Here is a 15,771-nt window from a genome sequence, read left to right on the forward strand (position 1 = left end):
CTGGACCATGACCTGGAGAAAAAAGCGGTGCTGCTGACCAGTGTGATTATCATTCTGCGCGAAGTGCTGGAGGCGGCGCTGCTGCTCAGCATACTGCTGGCCATGACCCGCTTCCTGCAGCTGCGTTTCCGCTGGTTTTACTGCGCCCTGGCGGCGGGTCTCGCCGGTTCAGTTCTGTACGGAACCCAGCTGGCGGCCATCTCCAACACCTTCGACGGTGTGGGTCAGGAGCTGCTGAACGCCGCCTTGCAAATCACCGTCTACTGGCTCTTGGTCGCGATCGCCGCACTGATGATCGCACACCATTACCGGGACGGAAGATCTGCGACCCTGCTGTCCACGGCCATGGTCGCCGCAGTGGCCGTGGCGGTGACCCGCGAGGGATCGGAAATATTTATCTACCTGTCGGCCTTCCGCTACCAGCCGGACGCTTTCTCGAGCGTGCTGAGGGGCGGGCTGCTTGGCGCGGGTATCGGCTTCAGTATCGGCGCACTGTTTTACTATCTACTGCTCAGTTTTCCGCGCCGGCGCACACTGCTGGCGGCCTGTGTGCTGCTGACACTGGTGGGAGGTGCCATGTGCGCGCAGGCGGCCAGGGAACTGATCCAGGCGGACTGGCTGCCCGCGCAGGCACCGCTGTGGGACACGTCAAAGCTGGTGGCGGAGGAGTCGGTCCCCGGGCAGCTGTTGTACGCGCTGGTCGGCTATGAGGCCACGCCCGCCCCGCTCGAGGTGTTTATCTATCTCGGCAGCATGTTGCTGATGGCGGTGTTGCTGTTACTCACCTGGTTGGTTCACAGAAAAAATAAGGTTTCCCATGATGTTCAAATGGCCGGCTGACCGTTGCGCGCCCGCAAAAATCCTGGCGAGCGGGTGCCTGGCCCTGGCGGCATGGGGGCCGCTGGCACAGGCGGATGGCATTGTCGTGGACAAGGTCTACGATCCCTATGTGCAGCCGCTGGAAACAGAAATCGAGTGGCGGGCCCTTGCCATGCGCGATGACGAGCAGGATGACCTGGACTCGCTGCAGCTGCACCGCCTGGGGCTGGGTCGCAGTTTTGGCGAGCGCTGGTTCGGCGAGGCCTACCTGATCGGCGAGCGGGACGAAGACGAGAGTTTCGATATAGAGGGTGTGGAGCTGGAGGCCAAGAGACAGCTGACCGAACAAGGCGAGTACGCGGCGGACTGGGGCCTGCTGTTCGAGCTGGAGAAGGAACGCAGCGAGGATCAGTGGGAGGCGGCGGCAGCACTGATCGCCGCCCGTGAGTGGGGCCGCTGGGTGGGCACCGCCAACCTGTTCGCCATCTACGAGTGGGGCGACGACATCGACAACGAGTTTGAATCCCAACTGCGCCTGCAGGCCCGCTACCGACTGTCCGAGGCCTTCGAGCCGGCGCTGGAACTCTACGCCGGTCAGGATACCGTGGGCATAGGGCCAGTGGCCCGCGGGGTACAGCGCTTCACCGGCGCGCGCCAGCTGTACTGGGAGTTCGGCCTGATTCAGGGGATTACCGGTGATAGTCCGGATCAGACGCTGCGGTTGCTACTGGAATACGAATTCTACTGAGCTGGGTTGTGGCGTCTTGAGTCGTATACCAACCCTGCCGATACGCCAGGCCGGGCCAGAGGGCGTGGGCGAGTGCCGCTTTTGCCAGCGAGTCCTGCAGTGGCCGTGGCCTGAGCACGGCGCCGGCGACTTCAAACTGTCTCGGTTTTTCGTCCGGCCGCAGAACCACCATCTGGTTGCCGCTGCGGTAGCCATAGCTGTTGCCGTACTGCATCAGCGCGCGATTCGGATTCCTGAGATTCAGGTCCTGCCCCAGCATCGGGTGCTGCCCGCTGATGCCCATCAATGACAAGAGCGTGGGCGGCAGATCCAGTTGGCTGGCGAGGCGGGAATCTTTTCGCGGCTCAATATCCGCGCCGAGAATGAGCGCCGGGATATGGAATCGATCCACCGGCACCGCGGATGCGCCTGTCGCCCGGGCGTCGTGATCGGCGACCACCAGGAACAGGGTGTGATCCCAGTAGCCCGAGCGCTTCGCCTTTTCGAAAAAGCGCCCGAGGGCCCAGTCGGCGTAGCGGACGCTGTTTTCCGGTGATTTCGCCGCGCCGGCCGGCACTATGCGCCCGGCGGGATATTCCCAGGGGCTGTGGTTGCTGACACTGAATGCCAGGGTAAAGGTCGGCGCCTTGTCCCCCTGCAGCAGCTGGTGGAGTTCGTTGAACATGTCCTCGTCGCTGGCGCCCCAGGAGCCCTGGAACTGCGGCCGGGTAAACGTCGGAAGGTCGTGAATTTCGCGGAAACCGTTGCCGAGGAAAAAACCCTTCATATTGTCAAAGTGGGATTCCCCCCCGTACACGAAGCGGCTGTGATAACCCCGCTCGCCCAGGTAGGTCGCCAGGGTAAAAAAGTTGCGCTGGGATCTCGGCAGTTTCAGCACCGCCCGTGCCGCGGTGGGGAAGAAGCCGGTGGTCAGTGCTTCCAGGCCGCGCACCGAGCGGGTACCCGTGGCGTAGAGCTGTTCGAACCACCAACCCTGTTTCGAAAGCGCATCCAGGGAGGGCGTCAGGCCGGCTCCGTCCAGCGCGCCCACGTAGCGGGCGCCGAGCGACTCCTCGACGATGATCACCAGATTGAGCGGGGGCCCGGTGCGCCGGCTCGCGGCCTGGAAGTGCAGGCTGGGTTGCTGCGGGTAGTCCGCGGTCGCCGGCAGGCCGGCGGCACTGCGAACCCGGGATACCACCTCCCGGTCCGGCATTTTGCCGTAGCGATTGCTGAGAAGGCTTTCCTGCTTCAGGGAGTAGGCCGCGTAGGCGGTACTGTAGAGGGAGTTGAGGGCCAGGGCGTTGAGCAGGTTGTCATCGCTGAAAGCCACCAGCGACGGGTTGATGGGCCGGTGATGCAGGGTGCCCCGCGCGGCGACAAAGCACAGCAGCAACAGCCCAAGGCCAACCCAGGGTCGCAGGCTCCTGCGGATGCCCTCGTCCCCGTGCTGCGCAAACCAGTGCCGGCTCATCCAAGCGGCGATGCCCATCGAGGCGAATACGGAGAAAATGACCGCTTTGTAGCCGCTCCAAAGCATGGCCGACACTTCCCCGGGGCTTTGCAGATATTCGAAAAACAGCCGGTTGGGGCGGGTGTCGTAATCGACGATAAACTGCGGCGTGCACAACTCCATAAACAGTATCGCCAGCCACCAGATTCTGTACCACCAGGCGGTCGCGTCTGCCGCCCGCGGGCGATGCCCCAGCCAGGGGGCCAACAGCAGCGGAAAGGCGGCGACCGTTGCCAGCAGGCTCAAATCGATCCTCAGGCCCCCGATCAGAATGCGGCCGAGCGCGGCGAGACCGTCGACCCTGTCGAACTGCCACAGACTCAGGCCCAGCCTGAAACAGGTCAGGGTGACCAGGGAAATTACCAGGAAGCGAAGGGAGTGCCGCCACATGGGTCAGGCCACACCGCCACGGAGTGGATTTTCGCGGAGTTGTCTGCCCTTCACTGTCATCCGTTCCTACTGCTCAGATTGCGACAACGGCAGTCTATAAAGGGCAGATTAAGGCAGTCTTAAGGGCTGGGCAGGAGGCCCCTAATGCGGGTGGAAGCAGCAGGCCAGCGCAAACATCAATACCAGCCCCAGGGCAAAGAAGCCGAAATGCAGCGCCACCGGCCCCAGACCGGCCTGCTGCTTGATCTCCGGTATCAGGTCCGACGCGGCGATATAGATAAAATTGCCGGCGCCGAACAGTACCAGCCAGGCTACGTCGAATTGTTGTGACAGCAGATAGGCGATCAGGGCGCCGAGGGGAAACGTCAGCGCGGACAGCACATTCCACAGCAGCGCGCGGCGCCGCGACCAGCCGCCGTGCACCAGCACACCGAAGTCCCCCATTTCCTGGGGTATCTCGTGGGCGACGGCGGCGATCCAGGCGGAGATACCGGCGCGGGGATCGATCAGGAAGGTGCTGGCAATGGCGAGGCCACCGATAAAGTTGTGGATGCCGTCGCCGAGCAGTATCAGGTAGGTCACCGGCCGACGGCGCTCCTCCCGCGCGCTGTGGGAATGGTGCCAGTGCAGGAACTGTTCCAGCAGCAGGAAGGCGCTGAAGCCAGCCACCAGCCAGGCGGCCGCGGCGAGCGGCGCCAGGGAATCCAGTCCCTCGGGCAGCATATGAAAGAAGGCACCGCCGAGCAGCGTGGCGGCGGCCAGGGACACCAGCGGCAGCAGTATGCGCTCCAGGGTGGCGGGCTTCATAAACACGGTGATGCCGCCCACCATGGCGATGGTGCTCATCAGCAGGCCGCCGGCAATGATCCAGCCCAGCGTGGCCTCCATCAGCGTTGGTCCTCCCATGATTCCTTTTTTGGTGGCTGCTTTGTACTGTCCGCATTCAGCAGTATCATCTCTATTTCCTCGGTGATCTCCTCCTGGCGCAGCTGCCTTCCCCTGCGCCGCAACCTTTCCAGTTTTTCGTCCAGGTAGCGCTGTGCGCCTTCCAGGTGTTGCATGCGCTGCTGGTTTTCCGCCATCAGGGAGACGGTGAGTATTTCGTGCAGCGCGGCGAACAGGTACTGCTCCACCAGCTCCTCCAGAAAGGCCCGCGGCGCCAGGTTGAGCCGCGGGGCATGGGGGAATTTTTCCGGCGCACCGCGCAGCGGTTCGAATGGCGGCAGCAGTTGGCGGACGACCACTTCTCTTTTTTCCGGATCCCGGTGAAGGACAGTCAGCGCTATGGCGTTGTCGGCCTGCAGATCTGCCAGCTGCTTCACCAGTTGCAGCAGCCGCTCACCCATTTCGTCCAGCAGCGCGGCACCTTCCAGGGCCGACAGCAGTTGCGGATGCCCTTCCAGCTTGATGGAGAGCTTGCGCCCCCAGCCGATAATGCTGTTATTTGCACTTTCCGCCGGCTCTTCCTCCAGGCACTGTGCCAGCCGCCGTACCAGGCTTTCGTTGAAGTTGCCGCAGAAGCCGCGCTCGGAACCAATCAGCAGGTAGATGTGACGCAGCTGCCGGGTCTGCAGCGGCAGGGCCTGGGGATAGAAACCGAGAAAGTCCGCGGCGGCGGCGTTCATGGTTTCCACCACCCGCCGCTGGTTGTCGAGGGTGCGCCCCAGGCGGCGCACCTCGATAAACGCCATCGCCTTCATGGCGCTGACGATCTCGCGCGTCTCGCCCAGTTGCCGTTCGTGGCGCCGCAGCTCGCGCTGGCGGCTCACCCTTCTGCCCCCGCGGCGCTCGGCGGCGACTCCCGCAGCCATTCCTGTACGCGCGCCGCCCATGCACGGCGCGGGTCGTCCAGCCGCAGGTCGCTGGCCTCCACCCTGCCCTGTAGTTCGGCCATCAGTGCCTGCACCTGTTGCGGCTCGATCGCATCCAGCAGGCCGTCGTTGAAGGCCAGCATCCACGCCAGCTGGAATTCTATCGGCAGCGGCGCCAGCCGCTCCTGCTTGAGAATTTCCCTGAGCAGGCGCCCGCGGCGGATGGCCTTTTCCATTCCAGCTTCGAGCCGGGCGCCGAAACGGGTGAACATTTCCAGCTCGAGAAACTGCAGGTAGTCGAGTTTCATGCGCCCGGCCTCGCGTTGGATGGCCGGGTGCTGGGCGCGGCCGCCGATGCGGGATACGGACAGGGCTATATCGATGGCCGGGCGGAAACCGGCAGTGAAGAGTTCGCGGTCCAGGTAGATCTGGCCGTCGGTGATGGAGATCAGGTTGGTGGGAATATAGGTGGCTATCTCGCCCTGCTGGGTCTCCACGACCGGCAGCGCGGTCATGCTGCCGCCGCCCTCATCCGCGCTGAGGCAGGTGGCCCGTTCCAGCAGGCGCGCGTGCACGGAAAAGATATCACCGGGATAGGCCTCGCGCCCCGGCGGCCTGCGTAATAGCAGGGAGAGTTCGCGGTAGGTCTTGGCGTGGGTGGAGAGATCGTCGTAGACCACCAGGGTGTGCTTGCCACGGCGCATCCAGTATTCGGCAATGGCGCAGCCGGCGAAGGGCGCCAGGTGCTGCAACCCGGGCAGCGCGCTGGCCTCGGCCACCACCACCGTCGTGTAGTCCATGGCGCCGTAATCGCGCAGCAGTCCTATGGTATTCACCACCGCCGAGCGCTTCTGGCCGATCAACACATAGACGCAGTGGACGTCCGCGTTGCGCTGGGCAATGACAGTATCCAGTGCCAGGGCGCTGCGCCCCAGCCCCTCGTCGCCGATCACGAGCTGACGCTGGCCACAGCCAATGGGGATTAACGTGTCCAATACCTTGCTGCCGGTGTACAGGGGCCGGTGCACGAAATCCCGCTGGGTAATCGGCGGCGACGCCATTTCCAGGCGCCGCCAGCCGCGACAGTCCGGCGCGCCCATACCGTCCAGTGGGTTGCCCAGGGGGTCTATTACCCGCCCCAGCAGCGCGTCCCCGACCGGCAAGCCCAACGGCTTCGGGTACAGGCGCGCGGTGGTGCCGGCGGTCAGCTGTTCCGTCTCGGTCAGCAGCACCGCGCCCAGCAGGCTGCCGGCGAGATCGAACACCAGGCCGCGGCTGCCGTCGGCAAATTCCAGCAGATCGTCCATCGCCGCGGTGGGCAGGCCGGCGACCCAGGCGATGCCGTCGCCGACGGAAACCAGCCGTCCCTGCTCGCAGATGCGTAACTGGGGCGAGTAGTTCTCCAGCCATTGCGCCCGGCGCTGCAGCAGTTCTCCGTTCATCTAGTCATCTGCGTGAAGGCCCGCAGTTCGTCGCGCACGCTGGCGCCCAGTTGCCAGGAGCCTATGTCGATACGCAGGCCGGCGAGCAGTTCCGGGTCCTCGACATAGCGGCAGGGAATATCCCTCTGCAGGATTTCCCTCAACACCTGTTCCAGCTCCTGGCGCTGACCCTTTACCAGGGGGAAGGCACTGGTGATTTCTGCTATATCGGCCGGCTCCGCGAGTTGCTGGCGCAGCGGCTGCCGCTGTTCCTCCGGCAGTTGGTCGAGGGAGCGGAGTAGCAGTTCCAGCAGCCGCTGCTGCAATTCCGGGCCGGCTCCCTGCTGTAGCAACCGCGCGGCGAAGCGGCCGCCCTGCTCCATGGCCTGCTGTTCCAGTTGCCGGCGCATCTCCCGCTGGTGGCGCTGTTCGACGGCTTCCGCTTTCTGCCGCTGCTGTTGCAGTGAATCCTCCAGCGCCTTTTCCAGCTTCGCGCGCTCGGCGCGTATCTCCCGCTGCAGATCCTCCCGCGCCCGCCGGCTCTCATCCTGCCACTCCGACAGGCGCTGTTCGTACTGCTGCTGCAGCTGCCGGGCCTGCTGCTGTGTCTCCTCCGCCGCCGCCAGCCGCGCCTCTATGCCCTGCTGGCGGCGGGCAATGACCCCCTGCAGCGGCTTGTAGAAAAATCGCTTGAGGATCCACACCAGCACCAGGAAATTGACGATTTCCAGCAGGAAGGTCGGCCAGCTGAGTTCCACGGCTTATCTCCCGTTAAGGTGTGGACTCCAGCAGGTATTCCAGCAGCGGGTTGCGGAACAGGATGATCAATGCGATCACCAGCACGTAGATCGCCAGGGATTCGATCATCGCCAGGCCGATAAACAGGGTGCGCATGATGGACTTCTCCGCCTCCGGTTGGCGCGCCAGCGCGTCCAGCGCACTGCTGATGGCACGGCCCATGGCGAAGGCCGGCAGCAGCACACCGATGGCAATGCCGAACATGGCCGCGATGGTCGAAAGCAGCGCAAACCAGGATATGTCATTCATTGATTTTTCCTTCCTGCCCTTGCCTCAGCTGTTGGGACTGCAACCCTCCGGCGATATAGATCAGCGCCAGCATGCCGAAAATATAGGCCTGCACCAGGGCTTCGATAATGTGCAGCATCAGTATAGGAACAGGAGCCAGGAAGCCCGCCACCAGCAGTATCAGCAGCGCGGCCATCTCCAGGCTCATGATGTTGCCGAACAGGCGCACCGCCAGGGCGATGGTGCGGGTGATCTCGCTGATCAGGTGGAACGGCAGCAGCAGTGGGCTGGGCGTCAGGTAGTGGCGCAGGTAGGATTTCAGGCCCTGGCTGCGGATGCCAAACCAATGCACGGAAAGAAACACCAGTATCGCCAGCGCCGCGGTGGCGGACAGGTCCCGCGTCGGCGAGTGCACGCCGGGAATCAGGCCGCTCAGATTGGCGACCACCAGGAAAATCCACAGGCTGGCGATAAACGGCAACAGCAATCTGACGTGATCCGGCGCCACCGCGCGGATGGCGTCCTCCACCGCGCCGAGTATGCCTTCCGCCAATGTCTGTACCGGCCCGGGCTGCATTTGCAGGCGGCGCGACACTAGCCAGGATGCAAGCCAGAGCGCGGCGATGATCGCCCAGGTGGTGACAAGGGTACCGGTGACCTGCAGCGGGCCAAGGCTGAAAAGTACTGAGGGAAAGAGTTCGCCGCCTTCCACGCGCTACTCCCGGATCAACAGATAGACATTGAAGGCGCCCACCACCAGACCGACAAAAATAAGACTCAGGGTCCAGCGGGTGGAGTAGCCCTCGGCCAGGCTGTCCAACCAGTGGCCGAGATAGGCGCCGCCCACCACCGGCAGCACGAACACCAGGCCCAGGGTGCCGATGTAGATGGTCTGTGCGAACAGCGTCGGGCGCTCGCGCTCGGCCTTCTTCATGCGTTTGGCCTGGCGCTCGACTTTGTCGCGCAGTTGTTTCCCTTTATCCGCTGTCATAGCCCATCATCGGTTACTACGTCGACCGCCGTCCTGCTTCCCATAGGCGGCGCAATAGAGATTCCTCCATGCGCCGCAGGCTTTCCTTCATCTCCGTCAGCTCCTGTTCCTCCGCCAGCAACTGTTGTTGCAGCAATTCCGAAATACGTTCGTAGTCGCTGTCGATCAGGAAATGTCGGGTACAGATCTGCAGGCGGTTGTCGACAAAGTAGAGCAGCCCGCCGGGCAGTGCCAGGTATTGCCATTCGTCCTCATGGCGGCGGAAGCGCGCCAGGCCAAAAACCAGCGAGGTCATGCTGCGCGCATGGTCGGCCAGGACGCCAAAACTTCCGGAGGCGTCCTCGCCGACGAAGGAGGTGACGCCGTCGATCTGCCGCTGTTCCGTGGCGGAAAGTAACTGCAGGCTGAAGGTTTTCACTGCCTGTTTTCCTGAATGCTGCCGCGCATATAACAGTCTTCCTCCGGCAACTCATCGTAGTCACCGCGCAGAAAGGCCTCGCAGTCTTGCAGCATTTCCTGCAAGGGTACGGAGACACCCGCCATGCCGGTGTGCGAAGCGGTGACATTAAACGGCTGCGTCAGGTAGCGTTGCAGTTTGCGCGCACGCAGTACTATGCGCCTGTCCCGCTGTGACAGCTCCTCGATACCGAGCATCGCGATAATATCCTCCAGCTCGCGGTAGCGGGCCAGGTGTTCGCGCACCCCCTCCGCCACGGTGTAGTGGCGATCGCCGAGGGTGTGGCGATCCATGGCGCGGCTGGCGGACTGCAGCGGCTCCACCGCCGGGTAGATACCCTTGCCCGCCTGCGCCCGCGACAGCACCACCGAGGAATCCAGGTGCCCGAGGATGGCGTCCACCGCGGGATCGGTCATATCGTCCGCCGGCACATAGACCGCCTGCACCGCAGTTATTGCGCCCTCGCGGGTGGAGAGTATCCGCTCCTGCAGTTCCGCCACCTCGCTGATCAGCGTCGGCTGGTAGCCGACGGTCGCCGGCATGCGTCCGAGCAGGCTGGAGATCTCGCTGCCCGCCTGCACGAAGCGAAAGATATTGTCCATCACGAACAGTACCTCCTTGTGCAGCGTGTCGCGCAGGTACTCCGCGTAGGCGAGTGCGGACAGGCCGACACGAAAGCGGACCCCCGGCGACTCGTCCATCTGCCCGAAGCACATCAGCGTCTGCGCCATCACCCCCGCCTCGCGCATCTCGTGCCACAGCTCGTGGCCCTCGCGAATGCGTTCGCCGACGCCGGCAAAGACCGACACGCCGCTGTGCAGGGAGGCCACCGCGTGCATGAATTCCATCACCAGCACCGTCTTGCCCACCCCGGCACCGCCGAACAGGCCGGTCTTGCCGCCGCGCACGAAGGGGCACAGCAGGTCGATGACCTTGATACCCGTCTGCAGGATATCGCCGGTGCCCACCGCATCCCACAGCGCCGCCGCCGGCGCGTGGATATTGCGATACTCCCGCGCGCTCAATGCACCACCACCATCCAGCGGCTCGCCAAAAATATTCAGCAGCCGCCCCAGGCAGTCGGGAGTTACCGGCACATGCAGGGGCGCACCGCTATCAAAGACCGGCATACCGCGGCGCAGGCCGGCGGTGCGATGCAGGGTGATGGCGCGCACGTGGCGCTGGTCCAGGTGCTGGTGGACCTCGAACAGGTAGCTCTCGCTGTCAATTGTCGCTTCAAGGGCCTGGCGCAGCGGCGGCAGCGTCTCGCAGCGGATCACCACCACCGGGCCGTGCACTTCGGCAATGGCGCCGATGGGACTTCCTTTGTTGGTTGCCGCTGTGTTCGCTTGTGCCATAGATTAGCTTGAGGCAAGTAACCCTGAGATATTGCCCATCTCAGGGACAGGCGGAATGGTCGTGGGAGGAGGTTATCCTCCCACACTTTCACCGAGAACCAGTGGCTGTATGCCCTCGATGAGTCAAGATGTGAGGCATATCAGTCTTCATCATTTTCGTGTTTTTTCATCCATTCCTGGCGGTGTTCAGCCTTGAACTTCTCGAGCTTCGCCTTCTGCTCTTCATCGAGCACCTCTTTGAATTTTTTCTGGTACCTGTGGGCCATCTCCATTTTCTTGACCTGGACCTTGCCCAACTCTGCGCCCAGGTTGTCGAGCGTCGACTGGCTCGCGTTGGATTCCAGGGCTTCCTTGATCTGCTTGTGCAGATTTTTGCTTTGCTCTTTCAGCTTCTTCCGTTCTTCGCGAACAGCTTCCCTGTGCTTTTTCAGTTCCTCTTTCTGATCCTTCCGCAGCGCCAGCTTCTCTTCCAGTGTCATCCAGAATTTTTCGAATCTCTCAGAGTGATCGTGCTTTTGATAGTTCACCGCGGCAGCGTCGGCCTGAGCCGGCAGAGTGATCAAAGCGCCAGACAGGCTCATGCAGCCAATAAGGAATTTCCACGAATTCATAGGAACCTCTCATCATAGACACCCTTGGCTTCGCTATCCTAGTCAGCGGACTCCGACGCCTCAAGCGTCTGCATATACCCATTTAGACTGGTGAAGCCCCTAATTATTTCCTTGGGTCAGGGTTCCAGTCGATATATCAATCTTGCGCTTTGCCTCCAGGGAGACCAGTGGCGGCATCCCCATTGGTGATTTCGCTACCTGTACTGTGCACCGACCAACCGGTTGCCCCCGTGCTGGATAGAGGCGCGGTGGCATTCTGCTAAGGGCCTGGCTTTCCCTTCCCTAAGCCTACAACAGCACCCGCTCCGCCAAGTCGAGGCAGCGGCAGGCGTAGCCGTACTCGTTGTCGTACCAGACCTGGATCTTGGCGAGGCTTCCCTGCACGCGGGTGGAGAGGCCGTGCACTATGCAGGAGTGGGGATCGCCGACGATATCGGAGGAAACCAGTTCCTCGTCACTGTAGGCCAGTATGCCGCGCAGTTCCCCCTGGGCGGCGGCCTTGAAGACGCTGTTGATTTCGTCGGCGCTGGCATCGCTTTTCAACTGCGCGCAGATATCGGTGAGGGAGCCATCCGCCACCGGCACCCGCACCGCCAGCGCGCTCAGGCGATCCTGCAACTGCGGCATTACCGCGACCGTAGCGGCATCGGCGCCGGTAGCGGTGGGAATGATATTGACCGCCGCGGCGCGTCCCTGGATCCTCTTGCCGGCGGCCTGGTCCACCACGCTCTGGCTGGCGGTGTAGGCGTGAATGGTGGTGGCATGGGCCTGCTCTATGCCGAAGTTGTCATCCAGTACCTTCAGTGCCGGAGCCAGGGAATTGGTGGTGCAGGAGGCGTTGGAAATCACCTGGTGCCGGTCCGGTTCAAAGTCTCCCTCGTTGACGCCCATCACCAGGGTAATGTCCGCGTCACTCGAGGGTGCGCTGATCAGTACGCGCCCTGCACCGGCCTGCAGGTGTTTGGCCGCGGCGGCGCGCTTGGTAAAGCGCCCGCTGCTGTCGATCACCAGATCCACCTTCTCCTCATCCCAGGGCAGCTTTTCCGGTTCCCTCTCGGAAAACAGGGGCAGATCCAGCTCGCCCAGGCGCAGCCTGCCCTGCCCGATGGAAACGTCGCGGTCCAGCCTGCCGTGCACCGAGTCGTACTTGAGCAGGTAGCGCAGGTTTTCCGCCGGCATGGGCTCGTTGACCGCCACCAGGGCAAAGCGCTTGTAGCCTCCTTGGAGGCAGCGGCGCAGCAGTAACCTGCCGATACGGCCGAGGCCGTTGATGGCAACGCGTTTCATCTGGCTTCTGCCGAGAAACCCCGTCCTTCAGGTCGGGGTGGGATAGGCATGCCGCCCGCAGGGCGGCCCGCTCTCGGCTTCCTCCTATGCTGTTTGTGGCCCATCTTGGTTGTGGTACTCTCTGTCACATGTATAAACGTACAGTGTCCCTGAAGCTGTTAACCAGCACCGAACAGGCGTCGGCTCTGGCGACCTTGGCGGATTCCTTTGCCACGGCCTGTAATGCAATTGTTCCTGTTGTACAGGAACATCGCTGCTGGAACCGGATTTCGCTGCACCACCTGTGCTATTACGCCATCCGGGAGCAGTTGCCCACCCTCGGCAGCCAGATGGTGTGCCAGGCGTTGCGTCGGGTGGCGGATGCCTACAAGACGCTCAGGGCCAATAACGGGATTGCCGCGGACAGTCCGGTCCCCGCCATCAACTTTCGCCCGTCTTCGGTCAATTTCGATCAGCGTACCTACTCGCTTCGAGGGGGCGAGGTGTCGCTGTTCAGTCTCTCCGGCCGCATTCAACTGCCCTTCGCCTGTGGCAAGCACCAGCGCAATCTGCTCGCCAGCGGCAGCCCCCGGGAGGCGCGGCTGGTCCGGCGCCGGGGCAGCTGGTATTTCAATCTCGTCCTCAATCTGCCCGAGACGCCCCGGATTTCTACCGGCGGCGTTGTCGGGGTGGACGTGGGCGAGAACAATCTCGCCGCCACCAGTACGGGCAAGGTGCTGGGTGGCGGCAAACTGCGGCACCGCCGCGACTGCTACCTTGCCCACCGCCGCCGTCTTCAAGCCAACGGTAGCCGCGCAGCGATTCGCAAGCTGCGGGCTATCTCCGGGCGCGAGCGGCGGCATGTTCGCCACGTCAACCACGAAACCAGCAAAGCCATTGTGGCGGAGGCCCTGAGCGCCGGGGCCGGGGAGATCCGCCTGGAGGATCTGACCCATATCCGTAGCAATATCAAGGCTGGCAGGCGCGTCAGGTCGCGGCTGCACCGCTGGGCTTTCCGGCAGCTGCAGAGCTTCGTCGCCTACAAGGCCGAAGCAGCCGGGCTGCGCGTGGTTGCGATCGACCCCGCGTACACCAGCCAGACCTGTTCTGCCTGTGGGGCGCTGGGAAAACGGGACAAGCACCGCTTCTCCTGTTCGTGCGGAAACCGGCGGCACGCGGACGTGAATGCGGCCGCAAACATTGCCGGTTTTGCTGGGTCTATCGGCCCGGCAAGGGCTGTTGTAAGCCAGCCTGAATTCGCGCATCAGCCACTCCTGGTGTAGCGAAAAGCTCCGACCTTTAGGGCGGGGTTGTTTACTGGATGTCACTTCACTGGATGGGTTTCCCTCAAGGATAGAAACACTTGGGCGGCTTGGCCCAACAGTCACTCCAAGGCCGTAGCTTTGACACAGGATTCATTCGCTCTTTATCCACGGCAACATGTGCCGCAACATATCGTCACGACTGACAAAGTGATGCCAGAGCGCACCGCTGACATGCAGTACCAGTAGCGCCAGCAGCGCATTCCAGAGCAGCTCCTCGTGCATGTACTCAAGCTGCTCAGCAATTTTGTCATTCTCCGGTACCCATGGAGGTAGTTTGAACAGCCAAAACAGCGGCGTTTCCTTGCCGGCAAACTGGCGCATGGCTATGCCGCTAATCGGCATGGCCAGCATCAGTACATATAAAAACCCCTGAACCAGCAGCGACAGCTTGCGCTGCCAGCGGCCGCCGAACAGCTTTGGCCGGGGGTGGGTGGCGCGCCAATAGAGGCGCAACAGGACGAGCAGCAGTATGCTGAAACCGATCGTGAAATGCAGATACTCCCACCACTCGCGCATCGGCTCGTCTTTCTCATAGAGTTCGTGCATCTCCATGGAGGCCCAGGCACACAAAATCAATATGGCAATCAACCAATGGAGCCCTTTACTCAGTGGATGCCAGCTTCCAGTACTAGTTTTCATCGATCATTCTCAACCATATTTAATGTCATTCCAGCCACACCGAAAGTCCGGGACAGCAGTACCAAGGGCGGTATTGCTATTTCAAACCGAGGGAAGCCGACATCCCCATCAGAAGGCGGCATCAAACCCAAGCAGGAAATAATTTTCCTTATCGAGATGGCCGACGAAGTAATCCCCATCCGGATTATCCTTTCCCAGGAAATCGATGTTCAGCTCTATCACGCCCTTGATATTGCGCATGAAATAATAGGATGCGGTGAATGTCAGGGTGTCCAGGTCGATCCCCTTATAAATCGTGTCCGTGTCGTCAAAATCGGAGGCGTCGGCGTGGTTGTACAGCAGTGAGAAGGCCCAGGGCCCATCGGGCGTGTAGTCGAGACCGAGAAAACCGCCGTTCCAGTTGTAATCGCGGTCCGGCTCGAGGAAGTCGTCCCAACGGTTCCACAGGTATTGGAAGAACCAGGCTGTATCGTTGCCGACATAGCCGGAGAGATCCACGCCGACGATATCCATGTCGGTATCCCGCTCCCCCGCTTCCAGCCCCGCGGGCCCTTCGGCATTGGGCTGCTGGCCGGAAAGTCCGAATAGACCTGCAGACACCGGGCCCAACTCTGCACCCAGGCGTCCGAATACGCTTTTGGAATTGTCGTTGTCAAACAGCCTGTCGGGGCGGCGGTATCCGGGGCTGTTGATGTTGAAACTCTCTGTGATTCCGTTGCCATTAACCACACCCAGGGCGGCATTCACGGGACCGAGCTGCCGGTCGAACAGCACACCTCGCTCGTAAGTGATACGGGCCATGCGATAGACGATATAGTCCTGGAAAGTCAGTCTTGTTTCACGTGGAAACATCAAGTCCGAAACCTGGAATTGGCCAAGTTGCAGACCGATTCCAGTGCAAAAGATGTCATCGTGGCGAAACCAGGCATCTTCGACAAGCGCTTCGCCGTTTTCCCCCTTCTCGGCGAGAATGGCGTAGAAATAGTAGGTGATATGTTCGCTAAGGGGTGCGCTCGAGAGTAGCTTGACCAGATAGGGGGACTGGAAATCCGTGTCCGCCTCAATTCGTTCACCCGTGATCGTATTGATTGATTCTGCCGTCCGCGCCTGTACATAGGCCTGGGCGCGTACCGCGAAGGGTGCATGGTCCGGTAACGCCAGCCGTTCGTCACCGGTATCCAGGGTCTTTTCACGCCAGTTAGGCAGGCGAAAGTTGTTGTCGGCGAAATTCTCACCGAAGGCATTGAGACGGGGAAAAGCACTGTGACAACTGCCACAACTCAGGTCGTAGGTTCGCGCAAACTCCGGAATCGCCAACGCCGGGATGGCGAAGAAGAATAGCGCGATCACAGAGAGCCCGGCCTGGAATGCGGTGATTTTTCCCTGCATGGTCGTGTCCTCTCCTTTTGGTTGCCAA

General features: G+C 62.1%; 17 protein-coding genes. 3 read left to right on the forward strand and 14 right to left on the reverse strand.

Translation table 11 applies throughout. From position 1 onward, the window contains the following. Nucleotides 1-27: 27 nt before the first annotated feature. Together AC6R19_RS11610 and AC6R19_RS11615 are read left to right on the forward strand one after the other, a co-directional pair. The gene (locus AC6R19_RS11610; protein ID WP_500579979.1) at nt 28-840 is read left to right on the forward strand and encodes an FTR1 family protein; all 813 of its coding nucleotides are present in this window, start codon (nt 28-30) and stop codon (nt 838-840) included. Continuing rightward, nucleotides 818-1,567: a hypothetical protein gene (locus tag AC6R19_RS11615; protein ID WP_500579980.1), complete on the forward strand. Its 750-nt coding sequence runs from the start codon at nt 818-820 to the stop codon at nt 1,565-1,567. Before AC6R19_RS11610 ends, AC6R19_RS11615 begins: the two co-directional genes overlap by 23 nt. Here AC6R19_RS11615 and AC6R19_RS11620 read toward each other — a convergent pair. The 12 genes from AC6R19_RS11620 to gap form a co-directional block, all read right to left on the reverse strand. Next, nucleotides 1,509-3,449 carry an LTA synthase family protein gene (locus tag AC6R19_RS11620; RefSeq protein WP_500579981.1) on the reverse strand — a complete coding sequence of 647 codons (1,941 nt, stop codon included), beginning with the start codon at nt 3,447-3,449 and terminating at the stop codon, nt 1,509-1,511. The two genes, AC6R19_RS11615 and AC6R19_RS11620, sit on opposite strands and share 59 nt — an antisense overlap. A gap of 141 nt (nt 3,450-3,590) precedes the next feature. Continuing rightward, complete coding sequence (locus AC6R19_RS11625; protein ID WP_500579982.1) at nt 3,591-4,355, reverse strand: ZIP family metal transporter; 765 nt, start codon at nt 4,353-4,355, stop codon at nt 3,591-3,593. After that, nucleotides 4,337-5,218: a F0F1 ATP synthase subunit gamma gene (locus tag AC6R19_RS11630; RefSeq protein WP_500579983.1), complete on the reverse strand. Its 882-nt coding sequence runs from the start codon at nt 5,216-5,218 to the stop codon at nt 4,337-4,339. Before AC6R19_RS11630 ends, AC6R19_RS11625 begins: the two co-directional genes overlap by 19 nt. Next, the gene (locus AC6R19_RS11635) at nt 5,215-6,702 is read right to left on the reverse strand and encodes a F0F1 ATP synthase subunit alpha (RefSeq protein WP_500579984.1); all 1,488 of its coding nucleotides are present in this window, start codon (nt 6,700-6,702) and stop codon (nt 5,215-5,217) included. Before AC6R19_RS11635 ends, AC6R19_RS11630 begins: the two co-directional genes overlap by 4 nt. Continuing rightward, nucleotides 6,699-7,439 carry a F0F1 ATP synthase subunit delta gene (locus tag AC6R19_RS11640; protein ID WP_500579985.1) on the reverse strand — a complete coding sequence of 247 codons (741 nt, stop codon included), beginning with the start codon at nt 7,437-7,439 and terminating at the stop codon, nt 6,699-6,701. The genes AC6R19_RS11635 and AC6R19_RS11640 overlap by 4 nt, the downstream gene beginning before the upstream one ends. A gap of 13 nt (nt 7,440-7,452) precedes the next feature. Then, nucleotides 7,453-7,728, reverse strand: a complete 276-nt coding sequence (locus tag AC6R19_RS11645; protein ID WP_500579986.1) for an ATP synthase subunit C-like protein — start codon at nt 7,726-7,728, stop codon at nt 7,453-7,455. Next, on the reverse strand, nt 7,721-8,419 hold the full coding sequence (locus AC6R19_RS11650; RefSeq protein ID WP_500579987.1) for a F0F1 ATP synthase subunit A: 699 nt from the start codon (nt 8,417-8,419) through the stop codon (nt 7,721-7,723). Before AC6R19_RS11650 ends, AC6R19_RS11645 begins: the two co-directional genes overlap by 8 nt. Nucleotides 8,420-8,422: 3 nt before the next feature. Next, nucleotides 8,423-8,698: an AtpZ/AtpI family protein gene (locus AC6R19_RS11655; protein ID WP_500579988.1), complete on the reverse strand. Its 276-nt coding sequence runs from the start codon at nt 8,696-8,698 to the stop codon at nt 8,423-8,425. A 16-nt stretch (nt 8,699-8,714) separates the two neighbouring features. Continuing rightward, nucleotides 8,715-9,116 (reverse strand): F0F1 ATP synthase subunit delta/epsilon, encoded by a 402-nt coding sequence (locus tag AC6R19_RS11660; RefSeq protein WP_500579989.1) that lies wholly within the window; start codon nt 9,114-9,116, stop codon nt 8,715-8,717. Beyond that, a complete protein-coding gene (gene atpD / locus AC6R19_RS11665) occupies nt 9,113-10,513 on the reverse strand; it encodes a F0F1 ATP synthase subunit beta (RefSeq protein WP_500579990.1) in 1,401 nt (466 codons plus the stop codon). Before atpD ends, AC6R19_RS11660 begins: the two co-directional genes overlap by 4 nt. A 140-nt stretch (nt 10,514-10,653) precedes the next feature. After that, nucleotides 10,654-11,124, reverse strand: coding sequence for a Spy/CpxP family protein refolding chaperone (locus tag AC6R19_RS11670; protein WP_500579991.1), 471 nt, complete (start codon nt 11,122-11,124; stop codon nt 10,654-10,656). Between the two features lie 288 nt (nt 11,125-11,412). Then, the gene (gap, locus tag AC6R19_RS11675; protein WP_500579992.1) at nt 11,413-12,411 is read right to left on the reverse strand and encodes a type I glyceraldehyde-3-phosphate dehydrogenase; all 999 of its coding nucleotides are present in this window, start codon (nt 12,409-12,411) and stop codon (nt 11,413-11,415) included. Between the two features lie 143 nt (nt 12,412-12,554). On the opposite strand from gap, the gene AC6R19_RS11680 reads away from it, so the two are divergent. Next, nucleotides 12,555-13,673, forward strand: coding sequence for an RNA-guided endonuclease InsQ/TnpB family protein (locus AC6R19_RS11680; protein ID WP_500579993.1), 1,119 nt, complete (start codon nt 12,555-12,557; stop codon nt 13,671-13,673). A gap of 132 nt (nt 13,674-13,805) precedes the next feature. On the opposite strand, the gene AC6R19_RS11685 is transcribed toward AC6R19_RS11680, so the two are convergent. Continuing rightward, entirely contained in the window at nt 13,806-14,354 is a 549-nt protein-coding gene (locus tag AC6R19_RS11685) for a cytochrome b (protein ID WP_500579994.1), read from the reverse strand. A gap of 108 nt (nt 14,355-14,462) precedes the next feature. After that, nucleotides 14,463-15,743: a hypothetical protein gene (locus AC6R19_RS11690; RefSeq protein ID WP_500579995.1), complete on the reverse strand. Its 1,281-nt coding sequence runs from the start codon at nt 15,741-15,743 to the stop codon at nt 14,463-14,465. Nucleotides 15,744-15,771: the final 28 nt, after the last annotated feature.

Source organism: Microbulbifer sp. SE14 (genome assembly GCF_059834885.1).